Source organism: Ferruginibacter sp. (assembly GCF_028288465.1).
Classification (GTDB): Bacteria; Bacteroidota; Bacteroidia; order Chitinophagales; family Chitinophagaceae; genus Ferruginibacter.
In genome coordinates this window covers 112,353-130,354 of record NZ_JAQBNR010000046.1, presented here as the reverse complement: position 1 = coordinate 130,354, position 18,002 = coordinate 112,353, and the positions used below count along the sequence as shown (strand labels likewise).

Genomic DNA, 18,002 nt, shown 5'->3' with positions numbered 1-18,002 from the left:
TCATGGGGAAAATTGAAATCAAACATCCTGACAAAGCGGTTTCAACCGGCGCATATTCTGCCGGGGTAGTAAAAAACGGCATGTTATTTATCAGCGGACAGGGACCATTGGATTTAAGTACCGGCGAAGTAATCAGTGGTACGATTGAAGAAGAAACGCTGCTCACTTTATCTCACATAAAAAAAATTATTGAAGCTGCGGGCGGAACAATTGATGATATTATGAAATGCACGGTACACCTGGAAAAGATTGAAGATTTTGACAGGTTTAACGCGGCCTATGCAACATTCTTTACAGGCATACGCCCTGCAAGAACAACAGTGCAGTCTGTACTCGCTGATGGAATTAAAATAGAAATTGATGCCATTGCAGTGCTTGGCTGATGGTGACAACGACACATCCTTATAAAAAAATAATGGAGAAAAAAATTAACATAGGCACGGTTGGGCTTGGATTGATGGGTTGCAGTATTGCAACCTGCATCCTTGCCGCAGGTCATCCGGTAACTTCATTGGTAAGACGAATTGAAGCAGCATCCGAGGCAAGGGAGCGCATACTGGAATTTTTGCAACAGCTGAATGCAGAAGGTATTTTAAAAGAAGATCCACAGGTCATTATTGCAAGACATATCATTACCGACGACATAGCGCAGCTGAAAGGCCATGAAGTAATTATTGAAACGATCATTGAAAATGTAGCGGAGAAAAAGCAACTCTATCAGCAATTGGAAACGGTTGTATCGGCCACTGCTATCATTGGAAGCAACACTTCGGCCATACCCGTAACCATTTTGCAGGAAGGCCTGCAGCACCCGGAAAGATTGCTCGGCATTCACTGGGCAGAGCCGGCGCATATTACCCGTTTTATGGAAGTGATCTGCGGTAAGGAATCTGATATTGATTATGCATATAAAATCATTGCCATTGCAGAAGGCTGGGGTAAAGAACCATCACTGCTAAAAAAAGATATCCGTGGTTTTATTACCAACCGGATTATGTATGCCATGCTGAGAGAGGCTTTCAACCTGGTGGAAAACGGCTACGCCACGGTAGAAGATGTGGATCGTTCCTTAAGAAACGACCTTGGATACTGGATTACTTTTGCCGGGCCATTTCGTTTTATGGATCTTACCGGCATCCCGGCTTATCTCACAGTAATGAAAGACTTGTTTCCTGAATTAAGCAATACGCCTATTCCTCCTGCATCAATGGAAGCATTGGTTGCAGCGGGCGCTAAAGGAGTAAGCAATGCGCAGGGATTCTATCCCTACACAAAAGAATCAGCCGAAAAATGGGAAGAACAATTCATTGAATTTAGTTACGACATCCGCAAACTGGCGGAAAAATATACCCCGAAATCATGAGTGGAATCAGCGATACAATCATACAATCCATCAAAGCGACAGAAGTGGTGGTGCCTGCAAAACCCGGCAGTCTTAACTCGGAAATGGTGTTGGATAAAGACACCGAGTTTGCAAAGAAATTCATGACTGGGGAAAGCTGGACGGAGTTTGCCAATCAGCCTAAATGGATCATTGAAATAACGTTGAATAATGGTTTGACCGGCATTGGTGAAACTTACCGCAGTGCCAATAAAGCACTGATAGAAGAAGCAATGAAAGCCTTCGCTGGAAAGGACGTGTTGAAATTAAACTGGAAAAAATTACCCTTGACTGATCAGCGGATTTACGAAGGATTTGAAACAGCCGTGCTGGATCTGGTCGGAAAAATATTGCAGGTACCGGTACACCAGGTGTTAGGTGGCGCTTACCGTACAATGGTAGATTGCATGGGCTGGACGGGAAGAAGGACACCTGAAGATGCGGCGCAGAGAGCCTTTGAAGCCATGCAGAAAGGGCACAAGGTTTTTAAGTTCAAATGCTCCGATGAAGACCCGGTAAGATTGTGGACCGAAGCCATCAAACAAAAATGTGGTGATGGAATAAAAATCATACTTGATCCCAACCAGCGTTGGACGGATGTGGCTACTACCATGAAATTAATGGAAGGTGTTGATAGTGACATTATGTTAGGGTTGGAAGACCCGATATTGCATGCGAATGTGGAGGGGTTTAAATATTTGAAAGAGCATTTGGGTGTGCCGATGATCCGGCATATATCATTGCCTTATACACAGGATATCCGCGATATCATCACTTTTGTTCGTGCAGATGCTGTGGATGACTATAATTTTAACGGCACTGCATTCAATTCTATCCTGTTGGCAGAAATTGCTAACCTGGAAGGGAAGTCTTGCTGGCGTGGTTCAGAAGTTGATCTCGGCATTTCCGAAACAATGGGATTGCACATCGCTGCCGCCAGCATCAACTGTACGATCCCTTCTGATATTTTTGGCGAACTGGTCAGAGTAGACGATCTGCTCGTGAATGGAATTGTTTTTGAAAATGGCGCAGCCAAAGTTCCGCAAGGCGATGGGTTGGGTGTTGAACTGGATCGGGAGGCGTTGAAGCAGTTTGCTACAGGTAATGAGTTGGTGAATGGTGAGTAGTGAATGGTGAATAGTGAATGGTGAGTAGTGAATAGTGAATGGTTGCACAATGAATTATTGCCTGTTTACTATTGCCTGAACACAGTAGTTGCGATATCATAGAAATGTTTTTCCCGACAGGCTTTCCTGTTTTCATAATTCATTACTAATAAAACCAACACATGAAAAAAGGATTTATTGCCTGGTCAGTATTGTTGTTTTGTAACCTGATATGGTCTTTTCATTTTACCAGTATCAAGTTGGTGCAGGACCAGGTAGGGCCCTATTTCACCGTGTGGGCGCCCATGGTGTTGGCAACGCTGTTTTTATTACCCTTTGCAGTAAAAGATTTCAGAAAGGGTAAGAAAAAAATTAAAGACGTCATGATCTTTGTACAACTGGGCGCTTTGGGTGCATTCCCATCACAAGTATTAATGACCTATGGTACACAGTATTCCCTTGCCAGCAACTCGGCTATCCTGGTATTGGCATTGCCGGTAATAACAGCGGTTTTTGCTTTTTTTATTTTAGGAGAAAAGATGAACAAATTACGGTGGATCAGTTTTGCCATTGCTATTATTGGTGTACTGCTTTGTTCAACCGATGATATTAAAAACATGGATCTCAGTTCGAAGTATGCGTTAGGTAACCTGCTGATTTTTTTGGCCATCATTGGCAACGGTTATTACAATGTAGGTTGCAAAAAAGTAGCAGAACAATATACAGAAATGGAGATGGTGTTTTACACCTACCTCGTGCTGGTGATTATGCTCACGCCATTGGTATTGCATTATGAGCCGTTCATGTTTGCAAGGGTGCCGGATTTTACTGTAAAAACATGGCTGGGCATGGCTTCATTGACTTTGTTCCACAATTTTTTGTCGATGTTGTTGTTCTTTAAAGTATTAAAATACCTGGATGCAACACAGGTTGCTTTATCCAATTACATGATCACTTTTTTAGCGTTACCTATCTCGACTATTTTTTTGGGCGAAACATTAAAATTACCGGCCATCATTGGTGGTGTGCTGGTATTGATTTCAACCCTTATTTTAACCATCGTGGACAACAGGAATTATAAAAGAAGCTTAGTAAAACCTAATCATATAAATAATTAACCATTACATTATGAAAGAAGCACCGAAAGGTCTCACGGGAGTAGTGCCCATTATACCCACGCCGTTTACAGAAGACGAAGAAATAGACGGACTGGCACTTTGCAACTTAATTGACTTCGCCATAGATAGCGGCATAGAAGCTGTATGTTTGCCAGCTTATGCCAGCGAATTTTATAAATTAACGGATGAGGAAAAACTCTACGTGGTAAAAGTGGCGGTTAATCATGCCAAAGGCAGAATAAAAATTGTTGCACAATCAAACAATCCATCTTTGCGTGGAGCCATCAAGCTGGCGCAGGCAAATGTGGAGGTGGGTGCGGATGTAGTTTCGCTGGCAGTGCCAAGAATTTTTAATTTGCCGGAAGACTCATTAAAAGAATACCTCGGAGGCTTTCTGCAGTCGATTCCTGATACGCCGGTCCTTATCCAGGATTTTAATCCGGGGGGAAGTTCCATCAGTGTAAATTTTATTGAAGAGCTGATGAATCAGTATCCGAATTTTAAATACCTGAAACTCGAAGAACCGCTTTGTGCACCGAAATTTGAAGAGATCATTCGAAGAACGAATGGCAACATTGGCTTGTTTGAAGGCTGGGGAGGTTTATATATGCTGGAGTTGATACCGCTGGGTATTGCCGGCGTGATGCCGGGTTTGGGCGTGTCAGACATTTTACAAAAAGTATTTGATCTGCGGAGAAATGGCGAACATGCCAGGGCATTCAGCATATTTGAAAGGGTTATGCCACAGATATTTTTCTCTTTACAAAATATGGAATTGTTTCATTATGCAGAAAAGGAACTGCTTATGGCAAGAGGTATTTTGACAAACAGCATTGCAAGAAAGGCCGCCTACAAGCCAGACCAGTCGAGTATCAACTATATTAAGGAATTGAATCAGCGTGTGGTTGAACTGGTGAACAGTGAAATATATAATTTAGTAAGCTGATAATTATTTAGCCTGATATTAAAGACAACTTTAAAAACAAAAATTGTATGAGTGATTTTACCAACCAGGTAGCCATTGTTACCGGCGCAGCCTCCGGCATAGGATTAGCTATCGCACATAAATTACTGGCAATGGATGCACAGGTTATTTTGTTTGATTTAAATGAACCTGCCCTGCATGAAGCCTTCGATCAATATCGCACGAAGGCCGAAATCATTCCGTTAAACGTTACCAACCAGCAGCTGGTGGACGAAGCGATAGCAATTGTAATAGCAAAGTATAAAAAGATTGACATACTGGTTAATTGTGTTGGCATTACCGGTGTGACAAATATTAAAAGTCATGAAGTAAGCAGCGAAGATTTGCACAAGGTTTTTGAAGTTAATTTTATGAGTTGCTTTTATACCTCCAGGGCTGTGTTGCCTCACATGGCGGCGGTTAAATACGGACGTATACTGCACATCGCATCCATTGCCGGGAAAGAAGGCAACGCGGGCATGCTGGCTTACTCCACATCCAAGGCGGCCGTAATTTGTATGGCAAAAGTGCAGGGAAGCGAATACGCAGAAATGGGTATTACCATCAATGCGCTTGCACCCGCTGTTATACAAACACCGCTGGTTGATGCTATGCCCGAAGCGCAAGTAAAATATATGACGGATAAAATTCCGATGAAACGCTGTGGTACGCTGGAAGAAGCGGCTAACATGGCGGCTTATATAGTATCATCACAAAATAGTTTTACCACGGGTTTTACTTTCGACCTGTCCGGTGGAAGGGCCCGCTATTGATTACCGCACGACGAATGATTTATCTAAAGTATTGTAAAAATGAAATTATTATATTTTAAGAACGGTGAGCAATACAGGCTTGGCATAGTTACTGAAAAGGGGATACTTGATGCGGACGCTTATCGTCAATTTAAAGGACAAAAGTTTTTTTCTGCCACCAATCTTACCAACAAAGCTGTTGATGAACTAAAAAGAATGCTTGCTGATGGGATCCGCCACCCGGAATTTATCCTGGATGAAGCAGCCTTAACCATCGCACCCTGTACACCTGCACCATCCAAAATTATTTGTATTGGTTTAAATTACAGGAGGCATGCCGCAGAAAGCGGTATGGCGGTTCCCACGGTTCCGGTAGTATTTACAAAATACAACAATACACTCGTTGATTACGGCAAGGATATACCGTTGGGAAAGGTGGGGGAACAGTTTGATTATGAAGTAGAGTTAGGCGTGGTAATTGGAGAAAGATGCAAAGATGTTTCCAAAGTTGATGCACTGGATTATGTGCTGGGATATTGCGTTGCCAATGATCTTTCCTGCCGCGACTTGCAATTCAGAACCAGCCAGTGGCTGATGGGCAAAAGCCTGGATTATTTTTTGCCGCTTGGTAAATACATTGTTACAAAAGATGAAATTCCGGACGTGCAGCAATTGAATTTGAAGTGCACCTTAAACGGCGAACTTCGGCAAAACTCTACCACAGCAGACATGATTTTTTCGGTGGCTGAAATCATCGAAGATCTCTCCAAACATATGACACTTGAACCCGGCGACTTAATTTTAACCGGCACACCGGAAGGCGTGATCATGGGTATGACTGAAAAAAACTGGTTGAAACCCGGAGATGTTGTTACTGTTGAGATTGAAGGGTTGGGTAGTGCTACTAATCGGATGGCGTAAGAGTTGCAAGCTCTATCCGGCTAAAATTTGTTGCCCAATCTACAGCAATCAGAACAGTTTTCTAAATGCAGAATCGCCTCCTCAGCCGGCGGGGCTGCGTAACTGCAACGATGCTGCTTTTGCTTCTTTTAAAAAAATAGGCTGCGCATTTTTTTAAATTCCGGCAAGCCGGAACCGAACCAAAAGATGCATCTTATGCAGTTACTGTGTTCAACTCGAAGGAAGGATTGAAGAGTATTATTTTACTGCAATTCTTTTAAGGTAACGATTTTCATAAGCTCGCTTTACGCAACGTATACTCTTCAAACGGCCTCGAATAAAAAGTGCTAGAAAATTTCAGCCTTTTTATTCGCAGCCTTGATTTTTTTTATTTCTTTTTTTTATCAAGAAAAAAAAGAAAGTAAGCTTTTAAAATGCAAGGCTTATTTCTCAAACTGCTACTAATAAAATTTTATTCTTTTATTCGCAGTCAATATTTCTTTCCTTTTAAAAATAAGTGTTACAAAAAAAATTATTCTTCCATATCAGCCGTATTGGTTAAAAACCTGGCCTTGTATTCTTTTGGAATTACGCCGGTGAATTTTTTGAAGTGGCGATAAAAATTGGATTGATTCTCAAACCCGCTCAGGTAGCAGATCTCAGAAATATTATAATGACTATCCATCATCAGCCTGCAGGCATGGCTGATGCGTATTTCTGTAACGTAGTTGGAGAATGTTTTGTGGGTATGGTGTTTAAAATATCTTGAAAAGGAAGCAATGCTCATGTTCAGCTGCCCTGCAATTTCTTCGATGTAGATATCATTTTTATAATTTTTCAAAATAAACTGGATGACCTGGTCAATACGGTCGGTATCCTTTGTACTGGATGCTGTAAATGATTTTGATAGGATCGGCGTCAGCTCTTTACTGTTGGATAAACTGATGAGTATTTCCAGCAATTTCATCAACCGGTTGACCGGTTTCATTTTTTTCATGGCCGTCAGCTTGTCCTTTATCAGCGCATTGGTATTTCCGGTTACCTCCATACCAAGCGAAGATCTTTCCAGTAACTTTTTTACCTGTTTCATTTCAGGTAGATCAAAAAAAGAGCGGCCTAAAAAATCTTCTGGAAAATGTATGAAAATTGATTTGGCGGTTAGCTTATTGTTTTTATAATAGTCTTCGCTGTTCCGGTATAAATGCGGGATGTTGGGGCCCAGCAACACCAAATCGCCATCGTCAAAAAAACTTACCTGGTCGCCAATAAAACGGGTGCCTTTAGTTTTATCGATGTACACCAGTTCATATTCTTTGTGAAAGTGCCAGGGTTTATCAAAGTATTTACACTCTTCGTCTATATAAAGAAAAGAGGTGTCGGGGGCCAATGGTAATTTATATAATTGTGGTCTCATTTGTTGCTTGTAATTTACGCAAAAAATAAAATAGGCGAATATTTATATATTGAAATTATAACAATCAGATGGGTGTAAGATAATAACAATCACAACCATCATAAAGCTACGCAAGCAATAATATCCCGTTTTCATTTTAACAGAATAAAAACAGAAATTGCATCAATTAAAAAAAGGCATTAACCATCTCAGTGTGTAAAATAATCAAATCATGAGCAGCTTTACAAATAACAGACTCTTCAGAAGCCCCTCCCTTGAAGGGGTTGGGGGAGGTTTCTCCTCTTACAAAAACACCGGCACCCGCATGGAGCAAACCATGCGATGGTATGGCCCGAAAGATCCTGTTAGTTTAGCCGATATCAGACAGGCCGGCTGCACCGGAATTGTTACAGCGCTGCATCATATTCCCAATGGGTCAATATGGACCGTAGAGGAAATTAAGCTGCGTAAAAATGAGATTGAGACTGCCGGTTTAACCTGGTCTGTTGTAGAAAGTGTGCCCGTTCATGAAGCCATTAAAACACAATCCGAAGGCTTTGAACAATACATCGAAAATTATAAGCAATCCATCCGTAACCTGGCAGAATGCAACATTAAAATTGTAACCTACAATTTTATGCCGGTGCTCGACTGGACAAGAACTGATCTTGCCTATACTGTCGCAGATGGCAGTAAAGCCCTGCGTTTTGAAAAGGCTGCCTTCGTAGCATTTGATGTTTTTATTTTAAACAGAAAAGATGCAAAAAGGGATTATACCGCAGCTGAAATAGCGAAAGCTAAAGAAAGATTTGCAGCGATGGGTGATGAAGAAAAATCGTTGCTGCAAAGAAATATAATAGCAGGCTTACCGGGTAGCGAAGCAAGTTTTACGCTGGCGCAATTTCAGCAGGCGCTGGATAAGTATGACAACATTGATGCGGCAGCATTACGAAACAATTTGATTTATTTTTTACAACAGGTGGTGCCGGTCGCAGAAGAATGCGGTGTGAAGCTGGTGATCCATCCGGATGATCCGCCGTATGCCATCCTTGGTTTGCCCAGAGTGGTAAGTACCGCCGCAGATATTGAAGCGTTGGTAAATGCGGTGCCTGCGCTCAACAACGGGCTTTGCTTTTGTACCGGTTCATTTGGTGTAAGGGCAGATAATGATCTACCCGCCATGGTAAAACAATTTGGCGAGCGGATCAATTTTATTCACCTGCGCAGTACCAAAAGAAATGCGGAGGGGGATTTTTATGAAGACAATCACCTGGAAGGCGACGTGGACATGTACGCAGTAATTAAAGAAATTGTGCAGGTAATGAAAGAAAGAAATATTGCCATACCCGTGCGGCCGGATCACGGTCACCAGATGCTGGATGACTTACATAAAAAAACAAACCCCGGATATTCTGCCATCGGACGATTGAGGGGCCTGGCGGAAATCAGGGGCGTTGAACTGGGCATTTTAAGAAACATGGCCGGCAATATGTAAAACACTGCCGGCAATAATTTACAGGGTTCTTTTTACACCGCGGAAATTGGTAATTACCATTTTTGCGATGCCGCCATCCCATTTAATTTTTCTCGTAGATTGGGAAAGATAAGTGCTGCCATAGTAAAACTCCATTCTTCTTTTTGTGCCATTTTTGTATACTATGTCAGCATAGGCATCTCCCGGTTGCAGACCAATCCAGCGGTTGCTACTGCTGTGCTCAGATGCAGTCTGCGCAAATACTTTCAGGCTATCCTGGTTTTGAGTAGATAAAATAACATCTTCATTTTTGGCCGTGTGAATTATTGCCAGGCCTTTGGCGTCTCCCTTTACAAAAAAGCCACTTTGCTGCAAAGTAGTTACGGCGAAACTGCCTTTGCCGTCTCCCTTTAAACAAAGACCATTGAATGCATCATGACGGCCGCTGTAGGGCTCCATTCCATAATCGTTACCGGTTAGCAACACATCGAGGTTGCCATCGTCATCTGCATCAGTTGCCATCATGCCATAAATGGGCGCAGTCTGTGTCTCAATGGGCAATGGTGTAATGGTAAACTGGCCGTTACCTTTGTTTTCAATATAGCTTGTCTGCATATCATTGGCCTGGTATGTTATGGCATCCTGCCGGTCTTTAGCAGGCCATAACTCATCCATGCCTGCAGCTCCGAAAGATTTATAAGTGGGATATTTTTTACGGATAGAAATCAACTGTGCAGCAAGATCATCCTTGGTATGCATGGGGTAAGGTTGCATGCTGCTGTCGGCCGCCTGCATGTAGCAAAAAATCATGGCATCCAGTGAACCGTTCTGATCAAGGTCTTTCGCCCATATTGTCATCGGCTCTTTTGGCGTGGCTTTATAGTTGGAGTTGAGGCCAAGATTGCCCGCGATATAATCAATGTCTCCATCGTTATCAAAATCACCTGCTACTAAACTATTCCACCAGCCAACGTGATTGCTGATGCCGGAGGTTTTGCTGACTTGTGAAAAGCTCTTACCTGTATTTTTAAAAAAGGTTACCGGCATCCATTCGCCCACCAACACCAAATCAATTTTTCCATCTTTGTCGAAATCGCTCCACAAGGCATCTGTTACCATGCCGATGTTTTTTAAAGCAGGACAGTACTGTGCCGTTACATCCGTAAATTTCCCGCCATCATTTTGTAGAATAAAACTTTGCGGTGCGGTGGGATAAGCACCTGAAACTACACGGCCACCCACAAATAAATCCAGGTCACCATCTCCATCTATATCGGCTGCCCGAACGCAGGAACCATTAGCGGTTTCTGTTGGCAATGCATTGACTGCTCTTGCAAATTTTCCTTTGCCATTGTTGAGGTACAAACGGTCCTGGCAAATTTCGTTGCCCGGCGGTAATTCATAACTGCCGCTTACCACATACATGTCAAGGTCTTTGTCACCATCTGCATCAAAGAATAACACGCCCATATCTTCCACCAACGGGTTTTCTTTTTGCAAAAAGCGGTCTCCATCCTGTGTGAAATTTCCTTTGGCATCCTGCATAAAAAAGGTGCCTAAATTACTACTCGATCCGCCTACATAGAAATCATCAAAGCCATTGTTGTCAATATCGCCTACCGCAATGCCGGGGCCGTACTGGCTTAACTTATGGGGTAGTGTTAACTGAATATTGTAATCCACAAAATCATCTTCCACCGGTTTGTAGGCAATGCCATATTTTTTAGATGCTTCAGTAAACAGGGCAGGTTTTGCAACCGGTGAAAAAGGCTTTCTTTTACCGGCATCTTTTTGATTCAGTGTGATGGCTTCATCAGCTTTAAGGTTGGTGAGCAGCTGCCAGCTGGCATCAGGCCATTCAATTTTTAAGGAGTCAATTTTTTTATTGCTGCCCAATCCGAAATGCGCCCTTGCATCATCCGTACTCAGGTAGCCACGGGTGGGGTGGTGTTCATAATACTGTTGCTGGTGATTGCCATAATAAATACGGATGGTGGCACCAATACCCTGTGTGTTTAAACCGCTGCCGTTAATGGATACGGTTAACTGGTGCAAGTTTTTGTCGTTCGTCGTGTTCTCATAAACAGACGCCACTTCGTTGATGTTATTGACAACAATGTCAAGGTCACCATCATTATCAAGGTCTGCATATACACTGCCGTTGGCAAAAGAGGATTGTGTAAAACCCCATGCTTTGGAGGTGTTTTCAAACAAAGCATTACCCATATTTTTAAAAGAGTAGTTGGGGATTTTAACAACCGGCAATGAATCTGCCAATGCCAGCGAAAAGTTACCGGCTCCAACCTGGCCGTTATCATACGAGATATAATCAAGGTCCGTCACGTCTCTTGGCAAACCGTTGGTGATGATTAAATCACGCAGTCCATCATTGTCAAAATCTGCTACCAGCGGGCACCAGCTCCAGTCTGTCTGGTACATGCCGGCCATAAAACCAACATCACTGAATACAGGATGTCCTTCCGGCGTAAGGCCGCTGTTTATCTGTAATACATTGCGCACATACTGGTGTGTATAGCCAAATTTATCTGCGTTGGTATAGTTGTAATATTCATTGCCGCCAAGCATTCTTTTTTTGCGCATGTTACTTTCAGGTAACATCTCCAGCGAGATCAGATCAGGCAGCCCGTCGTTGTTGATATCTGCGAAATCAGTACCCATGGCGTTCCAGCCGGTATGTTTAAAATATTCACCGAGGCGGTTGGTAAAAGTGCCGTCTTTATTGTTGATGTATAACAGGTCGTTGCTTACAAAATCGTTGGCCACATATACATCCGGCCAGCCATCATTGTTAAAATCACTTATGCAGGCGGCGTGGCCCCAGCCTTCAAATAAAATGCCTGCCGCTTTGGTTACATTGGTAAAAGTACCGTTGCCATTATTGCGGTACAGGCGGTCATTGTTTAAGGCCGAACCATCTGTTACTTTTGGTCTGAAAATGATAGGTGTTTCAGGATCATTCAATTGGTTGGTGACGAGGTACAAATCAAGGTCCCCATCTTTATCGTAATCAAAAAAGTAAGCCTGTGTACTTAAACCGGTATCGGCTACACCGTAGGCCGCAGCCTGCTCTTTAAAAACGGGAATACCATTTTTATCATTGCCCTGGTTGATATAAAATAAGTTGGTTCTGCGCAACGCATCGTTCCTGAACGAGGCGCATACGTACACATCCGGCAGGCCGTCTGCGTTGATGTCCACAATTGAAACACCCGTACACCATCTGCCTTCACCGTCAACTCCGGCCGCATTGGTTACATCTTCAAATTTTAAATTGCCTTTGTTGAGGTACATTTTGTTGGGCACCATATTACCGGCAAAATAAATATCCATCAGACCGTCTTTATTAAAATCCGCAATGCCGACACCGCCGCCATTGTAAATATTGGCCTGGTTTAAAATATTGGTCGTGTCGCTTTCGGTGATGGTATTTTTAAATTCAATGCCGGTTTGCGAAGCTGCCCGCAGGGAAAAAAGAGCTGGGTTGGTTTGCGCTTTAACAAGGTGGTGAATGCTTATAAAAAGAGTGAAAAGGAACAGCTGGCGAAGTATTTGTACAGTCATATGGTGCAAAACTTTTGAATAGCGCAAATTAATATTTTTATCACCGCAATATTTGACCTGTTTTTTGTCCTTGTATCATAATATATTCATTTTGTTACAGTACTGATTTTTTTATATTATATGAAATATTATTTTTAGCGGGCCTTCAACGGATTATGCAGGCAGGGGCAGACTCATCAATCCATTGCTGCTTCCAGCTAAAAATGTAAAAGTGAGTGACACAACGATGCTAAATTGGAATACCAATGCCCGTTAACAATTTTTTTTTATTCTTTTAATGGCATTGATAAATCTGGTATATTCGGTTAGTGATATTGCTGCCTTTTTTATTTTGAAAGAAAAAATAAATCTACAATTATGAATACGCTTCAATTGCCATTATTAGATGATTTTGTTACCATTGATCCGGCGCAGATTGACCGCTTCAGAACGGAAGGTCATACCCTGGTTAAAAGTGTTTTAAAGCCGGAGGAATTACCCGCATACCGCGATGCCATCAACAGAGCCGCCTATACTTTTAATACAGAAAAAAGAGCGATGGCTGAAAGGGATACTTATGGCAAAGCTTTTTTGCAGATCATGAATTTGTGGGAGCAGGATGAAGATGTGCGCCGCTTTACACTGGCCAAACGTTTTGCAAAAATCGCTGCTGATTTATTGGGCGTTGAGCATGTCCGGTTATACCACGACCAGGCTTTGTATAAAGAACCCGGCGGTGGTTTTACACCCTGGCACCAGGATCAATATTACTGGCCGCTAAACACAAACAACACTGTGACCATGTGGATGCCTTTGCTGAATATTACCGAAGATATGGGTATGCTTACGTTTGCATCCGGCTCTCACCGGGAAGGTTTTGTCGGCAACCTCGCCATCTCTGATGAATCGGAGGCACAGCTTGAACAATTGATAAAAGACAGAGACTATCCCATAACAAGAGCCACCACAATGAATGCAGGCGATGCCACCTGGCACTACGGCTGGACGCTGCACAGTGCGCCCGGCAATTTATCGGACGTTACCCGTGAAGTAATGACCGTTATTTATTATGCAGCTGATGCGCTGGTGACTGAACCCGTAAATGAACACCAGGAAAATGACCGCAACCGCTGGCTGCAGGGCATAACACCCACTAACGCTGCCGCTTCTGCACTGAACCCGCTGATAGTATAACCCAGCTTTTTAAAATGAACTATTCAGCATAAAAAATGATACGGTCAGAATAGCATTTGCCGGCGTCATGCTTTAGCTTCGGCAACTTTTTAAGCGGTTTTTATGATGCAATATGTTAACAGGATTTGTTTGCTGCCGGTATTTTTCTGCCTGATAAGCAATGTGTTTTCGCAATCCAATAAAAGCCCGTTGCATATAGCGCCAGCGCCGCTTTACCGTGATCCTATGTTCGATGGCGCCGCCGATCCGGTAGTAATTTACAACAAGGCAAAAAAGGAATGGTGGATGTTTTACACACAGCGCCGTGCCAATGTACAATCGGCCAATGTAGCGTTTTGTTATGGCACCGATATCGGCGTGGCTACCTCGTCCGATCATGGGCAATCGTGGGTATACAAAGGCACGCCGGCCCTGGAGTTTGAAGAAGGCAGAAATACTTTTTGGGCACCCGATATTATTGTTGATAAAGGCTTGTACCACATGTTCGTGGTATATATCCGGGGCGTAAGAAACGACTGGGGTGGCGACAAAGTGATTACACATTATACCAGCAAAGACTTGTGGAAATGGAAACATGAAGGCGATATGAAACTGTCCTCCGGCAGTGTGATTGATCCCAGTTTTTATAAAATGCCCGATGGCAAATGGCATGTATGGTACAAGGATGAAACAAAGGGCAGCATTACCATGACGGGCGAAAGCAGCGACTTAAAAAACTGGACCTTGTCTGATAAGCCAGCCATCGGTGGCAAGCCGCATGAAGGCCCGAAAATGTTTCGTTTTAAAGACAGTTACTGGATGATTACCGACGAATGGGCGGGCCAGCGGGTCTATCGTTCCGCCGATGCCACCACCTGGGAAAAGCAGGGCCGCATACTCGATAAAAACGGCACCCGACCGCAGGACACACCTACAGGTGCGCACGCAGATGTGGTGGTAACGGGCGATAAGGCCTTCATTTTTTATTTCACCCATCCCGGCAGAAAGGTGCATTCTGAAGGTGAGCTGGATAAAGATGGTTGCTATAGTTATTCCAACAAACGCTCCGTAATACAGGTAGCCGAAATCATTTTTAAAGACGGAACTTTGGATGTGATAAGGGATGAGCCGTTTGATTTTTGGTTGCCTGATTTGTGATGGTTGAATGATTGAATTGTTTTATTGTAGGATTGTTTCATTGTTGAAAATGTATGGTTGATAAAACAATTTTTTTGCAGGCAGGTGTTTTTCAATTAAGCATCGTTGTGTCACTCCCTTGTGCAATTACAGCCATTGGCAACAACGGATCGAAGAGTTCAGGAAACAGGAATAGAAATTAGAAATCAATTGCCAGATTAAAGCGCCACGATGAATGCCAGATGCTTTAGGATCACATGAATTGCCAGTCCTTCATGAATTGCCCCGTCCTTCAGGACGGGGAGAATAAATAAAAATAAAAGCGGCTTTAGCCGAAATAGTTGTTTGAGCTAAAGCCAATAAATAAATAAAATTAATTGCACCGCCCTTCAGGGCGGTGCAATTAAGTGAATAATAATAAAACACATGAAAAACCTATTACCTCTTTTATTGCTTTTTTGTTTGGTATTACCTGCAGGTGCGCAGGTAATACCCGACTGGAAAAAACTGGCGGAGAACCCCGAATACCTGCACCGTTCTGTTAAAGAAGTGACCGATGTAATGGTGCATGATATTTATTCACCACCGGTTGCAGCAAGAATTTATGCCTATGTTACGGTGGCCGCTTATGAAGCAGCATATCACGGCGATGCGGCGTACATTTCTTTCGATGGCCAGTTACACGGATTGACCAATGTGCCGCAGCCGGAGGCAGGCAAGCAATACAGTTATCCGCTGGCTGCAGTAGATGCCTTGTTGCAGGTAGCCAAAACAATGATCATCTCCGAAGAAAAAATTGGCGCTTTTCAATCCGCCATTTTACAGGAATATAAAACCTCGGGCATGCCAGCCGATGTGTTTGACAACTCGGTTGCTTACGGAAAAAAAATTGCAGAACATATCCTGGCCTGGGCCGCAAAAGACAAGTACAAGGAAACAAGGTCACTGTCAAAATATTCCGTTGGCACCGATGCCGCTTCCTGGAAACCAACACCGCCCAGTTACATGAAAGCGATTGAACCGCACTGGGGCGAGCTCAGGACATTCCTCATAGATTCAGCGCAACAGTTCAGGCCCTTGCCACCCACCACCTTTTCCATTGATTCAACAAGCCAGTTTTATAAGGAAGCAAAAGATGTCCAAAATGCCCGCATCAATTTAACACCGGAGCAAAATGAGATAGCCAATTTCTGGGATTGCAATCCATTTAAAATGAACATCAACGGGCATGTGATGTATGCCACTAAAAAAATATCTCCCGGCGGCCACTGGATCAACATTACCCGCCTGGCTTGTAAAAAAAACAATGCCGGTTTTGTACAATCCGCAGAAGCCTATGCCTGTTTATCTGTTACACTGGCCGATGGCTTTAGCAGTTGCTGGGACGAGAAATTTCGCAGCAAATGCATCCGGCCGGAGACCTATATCAACCAGTACATCAGCCAGAGCTGGCTGCCCTTGCTGCAAACACCTCCCTTCCCGGAATATACCAGCGGGCACAGCGTTGTATCCGGCGCGTGCTCGGTAATACTTACTAAATTATTCGGCGATCATTTTGCTTACAGTGATTCTACGGAGGTTGAATTTGGTATTCCCGTACGGCATTTTAAATCGTTCAAACAAGCCGCAGACGAAGCAGCCATCAGCCGTTTTTATGGTGGTATCCATTACATGCCTTCCATCACCAATGGGTTGGATGAAGGCGATAAAATTGGTGTGTTCGTCGCCAATAAATTGAGAACAAAAAAGTAGTAGTGTCCCTTGTTTTAAATTATTGGTTATCCATTTAATCAGTTGAAAATGAATTGTAAAAGATTTGCAATTCAATATTGTTCATTTAACAACAACCGCCGTCAGGGTTTGCAACCGCTGACGGGTTGAACAACCCAACAAACCCCGACGGCGGCTATAAGCCCCGTCGGCGGTTGATCAGGGACAACTAAATTTTAAGTAAGCAACATCGATTTCGTTAAAAGAAGTATTCATTATTCAATTCCATTTTATAAAAATTGTTGTAGCATGAACATAAAAAAAATCCTCTCTTGTTTAATTGTATCAGGTTGCTTCGCTGCAATTCTTTGCCTGCATGCGGAAGCTCAATCAACCAATAAAAACCAGGACACGATTCATCTTGCAGACCCGACCATTTTCTACAACAAAGGCGTTTATTATTTGTACGGAACGGTAGAAGGAAATTCAGGTAACGGCTTTATAGCCTATACTTCAAAAGACATGAAGCGTTGGGTAAAGTCAACTACTTCACCGGATGGTTGGGTGCTTAAAAAAGGAGAAGCCTATGGAACAAAAGGCTTTTGGGCGCCGCAGGTTTTTCAGCAGAAAGATAGTTTTTACATGGCTTATGTTGCCGATGAAAATATTGCCATAGCAACAAGTGGCAGTCCTGCCGGACCGTTTACACAAAAAATAATCAAACAACTCGATGCACCCATCCGGCAAATTGATCCTTTTGTTTTTATAGATGAGGATGGTAAAAAATATTTGTACCATGTGCGCTTAACCGGCGGTAACAAAATATTTGTCGCCGAAATGGAAGCTGATCTTTCGGCCATTAAACCAGCTACTTTAAAAGAATGCATCACCGCAACCGATGCCTGGGAAAATACCGCCAATACCAACTGGCCCGTCACAGAAGGCCCGTCGGTATTGAAACACAACAACTTCTACTACCTCTTCTACACCGCCAATGATTTCCGTAACCCCGATTACGCGGTAGGTTACGCCACCAGCAGCTCACCCTATGGCCCATGGAAAAAATATGCCGGCAATCCCATCATCAGCAAAAATATGTTGGGCGTCAACGGCACCGGCCATGGTGATTTTGTGATGGATGCAACACACCAATTGACCTATGTTTTTCATACCCATTTTTCAGCTACCAAACCAACGCCGAGGAGAACGGCTATTATACAAGTGAAATTTGAAAACGATGAAACATCGGGGATTGATAAATTGGTTGTTGATAAGGGGAGTTTTCGATATGCGGTTACTGTAGATTGAGTAGCTGATCCTGTGTTGTACCTTA

General features: G+C 43.1%; 14 protein-coding genes. 12 read left to right on the top strand and 2 right to left on the bottom strand.

The features are described from left to right. Positions 1-2: 2 nt before the first annotated feature. From JWR61_RS17830 to JWR61_RS17800, 7 genes are all read left to right on the top strand, one after another. Complete coding sequence (locus JWR61_RS17830) at positions 3-383, top strand: RidA family protein (RefSeq protein WP_301929099.1); 381 nt, start codon at positions 3-5, stop codon at positions 381-383. A gap of 32 nt (positions 384-415) precedes the next feature. Beyond that, complete coding sequence (locus JWR61_RS17825; protein WP_301929098.1) at positions 416-1,363, top strand: 3-hydroxyacyl-CoA dehydrogenase family protein; 948 nt, start codon at positions 416-418, stop codon at positions 1,361-1,363. Beyond that, positions 1,360-2,508, top strand: a complete 1,149-nt coding sequence (locus JWR61_RS17820) for a mandelate racemase/muconate lactonizing enzyme family protein (protein ID WP_301929097.1) — start codon at positions 1,360-1,362, stop codon at positions 2,506-2,508. The genes JWR61_RS17825 and JWR61_RS17820 overlap by 4 nt, the downstream gene beginning before the upstream one ends. 161 nt (positions 2,509-2,669) lie before the next feature. After that, positions 2,670-3,605 (top strand): DMT family transporter, encoded by a 936-nt coding sequence (locus tag JWR61_RS17815; protein ID WP_290338165.1) that lies wholly within the window; start codon positions 2,670-2,672, stop codon positions 3,603-3,605. A gap of 10 nt (positions 3,606-3,615) precedes the next feature. Beyond that, the gene (locus tag JWR61_RS17810; RefSeq protein WP_301929096.1) at positions 3,616-4,551 is read left to right on the top strand and encodes a dihydrodipicolinate synthase family protein; all 936 of its coding nucleotides are present in this window, start codon (positions 3,616-3,618) and stop codon (positions 4,549-4,551) included. 47 nt (positions 4,552-4,598) lie between these two features. Further along, entirely contained in the window at positions 4,599-5,342 is a 744-nt protein-coding gene (locus JWR61_RS17805) for an SDR family NAD(P)-dependent oxidoreductase (protein ID WP_301929095.1), read from the top strand. Positions 5,343-5,381: 39 nt separating this feature from the next. Beyond that, positions 5,382-6,242: a fumarylacetoacetate hydrolase family protein gene (locus tag JWR61_RS17800; RefSeq protein ID WP_301929094.1), complete on the top strand. Its 861-nt coding sequence runs from the start codon at positions 5,382-5,384 to the stop codon at positions 6,240-6,242. Between the two features lie 511 nt (positions 6,243-6,753). On the opposite strand, the gene JWR61_RS17795 is transcribed toward JWR61_RS17800, so the two are convergent. Then, positions 6,754-7,635, bottom strand: coding sequence for an AraC family transcriptional regulator (locus JWR61_RS17795; protein WP_301929093.1), 882 nt, complete (start codon positions 7,633-7,635; stop codon positions 6,754-6,756). Positions 7,636-7,846: 211 nt separating this feature from the next. Here JWR61_RS17795 and uxuA point away from each other — a divergent pair, with 211 nt between their 5' ends. Continuing rightward, positions 7,847-9,109 carry a mannonate dehydratase gene (gene uxuA, locus JWR61_RS17790; RefSeq protein ID WP_367881814.1) on the top strand — a complete coding sequence of 421 codons (1,263 nt, stop codon included), beginning with the start codon at positions 7,847-7,849 and terminating at the stop codon, positions 9,107-9,109. Positions 9,110-9,127: 18 nt separating this feature from the next. On the opposite strand, the gene JWR61_RS17785 is transcribed toward uxuA, so the two are convergent. Next, entirely contained in the window at positions 9,128-12,670 is a 3,543-nt protein-coding gene (locus JWR61_RS17785; protein ID WP_301929092.1) for a VCBS repeat-containing protein, read from the bottom strand. A gap of 357 nt (positions 12,671-13,027) precedes the next feature. On the opposite strand from JWR61_RS17785, the gene JWR61_RS17780 reads away from it, so the two are divergent. The 4 genes from JWR61_RS17780 to JWR61_RS17765 all read left to right on the top strand — a co-directional run bounded on the left by JWR61_RS17780 (position 13,028) and on the right by JWR61_RS17765 (position 17,977). After that, a complete protein-coding gene (locus JWR61_RS17780) occupies positions 13,028-13,843 on the top strand; it encodes a phytanoyl-CoA dioxygenase family protein (protein WP_301929091.1) in 816 nt (271 codons plus the stop codon). Positions 13,844-13,945: 102 nt separating this feature from the next. Continuing rightward, a complete protein-coding gene (locus JWR61_RS17775) occupies positions 13,946-14,980 on the top strand; it encodes a family 43 glycosylhydrolase (RefSeq protein ID WP_301929090.1) in 1,035 nt (344 codons plus the stop codon). A gap of 405 nt (positions 14,981-15,385) precedes the next feature. Next, positions 15,386-16,711 carry a vanadium-dependent haloperoxidase gene (locus JWR61_RS17770; RefSeq protein ID WP_301929089.1) on the top strand — a complete coding sequence of 442 codons (1,326 nt, stop codon included), beginning with the start codon at positions 15,386-15,388 and terminating at the stop codon, positions 16,709-16,711. Between the two features lie 267 nt (positions 16,712-16,978). Continuing rightward, positions 16,979-17,977 carry a glycoside hydrolase family 43 protein gene (locus JWR61_RS17765; RefSeq protein ID WP_301929088.1) on the top strand — a complete coding sequence of 333 codons (999 nt, stop codon included), beginning with the start codon at positions 16,979-16,981 and terminating at the stop codon, positions 17,975-17,977. The last annotated feature ends 25 nt before the right edge of the window (positions 17,978-18,002 follow it).

Bases quoted from the DNA above. Each gene is read 5' to 3' on its own strand.
- JWR61_RS17830 (WP_301929099.1), top strand. From the start codon at position 3: ATGGGGAAAATTGAAATCAAACATCCTGACAAAGCGGTTTCAACCGGC.
- JWR61_RS17825 (WP_301929098.1), top strand. From the start codon at position 416: ATGGAGAAAAAAATTAACATAGGCACGGTTGGGCTTGGATTGATGGGT.
- JWR61_RS17820 (WP_301929097.1), top strand. From the start codon at position 1,360: ATGAGTGGAATCAGCGATACAATCATACAATCCATCAAAGCGACAGAA.
- JWR61_RS17815 (WP_290338165.1), top strand. From the start codon at position 2,670: ATGAAAAAAGGATTTATTGCCTGGTCAGTATTGTTGTTTTGTAACCTG.
- JWR61_RS17810 (WP_301929096.1), top strand. From the start codon at position 3,616: ATGAAAGAAGCACCGAAAGGTCTCACGGGAGTAGTGCCCATTATACCC.
- JWR61_RS17805 (WP_301929095.1), top strand. From the start codon at position 4,599: ATGAGTGATTTTACCAACCAGGTAGCCATTGTTACCGGCGCAGCCTCC.
- JWR61_RS17800 (WP_301929094.1), top strand. From the start codon at position 5,382: ATGAAATTATTATATTTTAAGAACGGTGAGCAATACAGGCTTGGCATA.
- JWR61_RS17795 (WP_301929093.1), bottom strand. From the start codon at position 7,635: ATGAGACCACAATTATATAAATTACCATTGGCCCCCGACACCTCTTTT.
- uxuA (WP_367881814.1), top strand. From the start codon at position 7,847: ATGAGCAGCTTTACAAATAACAGACTCTTCAGAAGCCCCTCCCTTGAA.
- JWR61_RS17785 (WP_301929092.1), bottom strand. From the start codon at position 12,670: ATGACTGTACAAATACTTCGCCAGCTGTTCCTTTTCACTCTTTTTATA.
- JWR61_RS17780 (WP_301929091.1), top strand. From the start codon at position 13,028: ATGAATACGCTTCAATTGCCATTATTAGATGATTTTGTTACCATTGAT.
- JWR61_RS17775 (WP_301929090.1), top strand. From the start codon at position 13,946: ATGATGCAATATGTTAACAGGATTTGTTTGCTGCCGGTATTTTTCTGC.
- JWR61_RS17770 (WP_301929089.1), top strand. From the start codon at position 15,386: ATGAAAAACCTATTACCTCTTTTATTGCTTTTTTGTTTGGTATTACCT.
- JWR61_RS17765 (WP_301929088.1), top strand. From the start codon at position 16,979: ATGAACATAAAAAAAATCCTCTCTTGTTTAATTGTATCAGGTTGCTTC.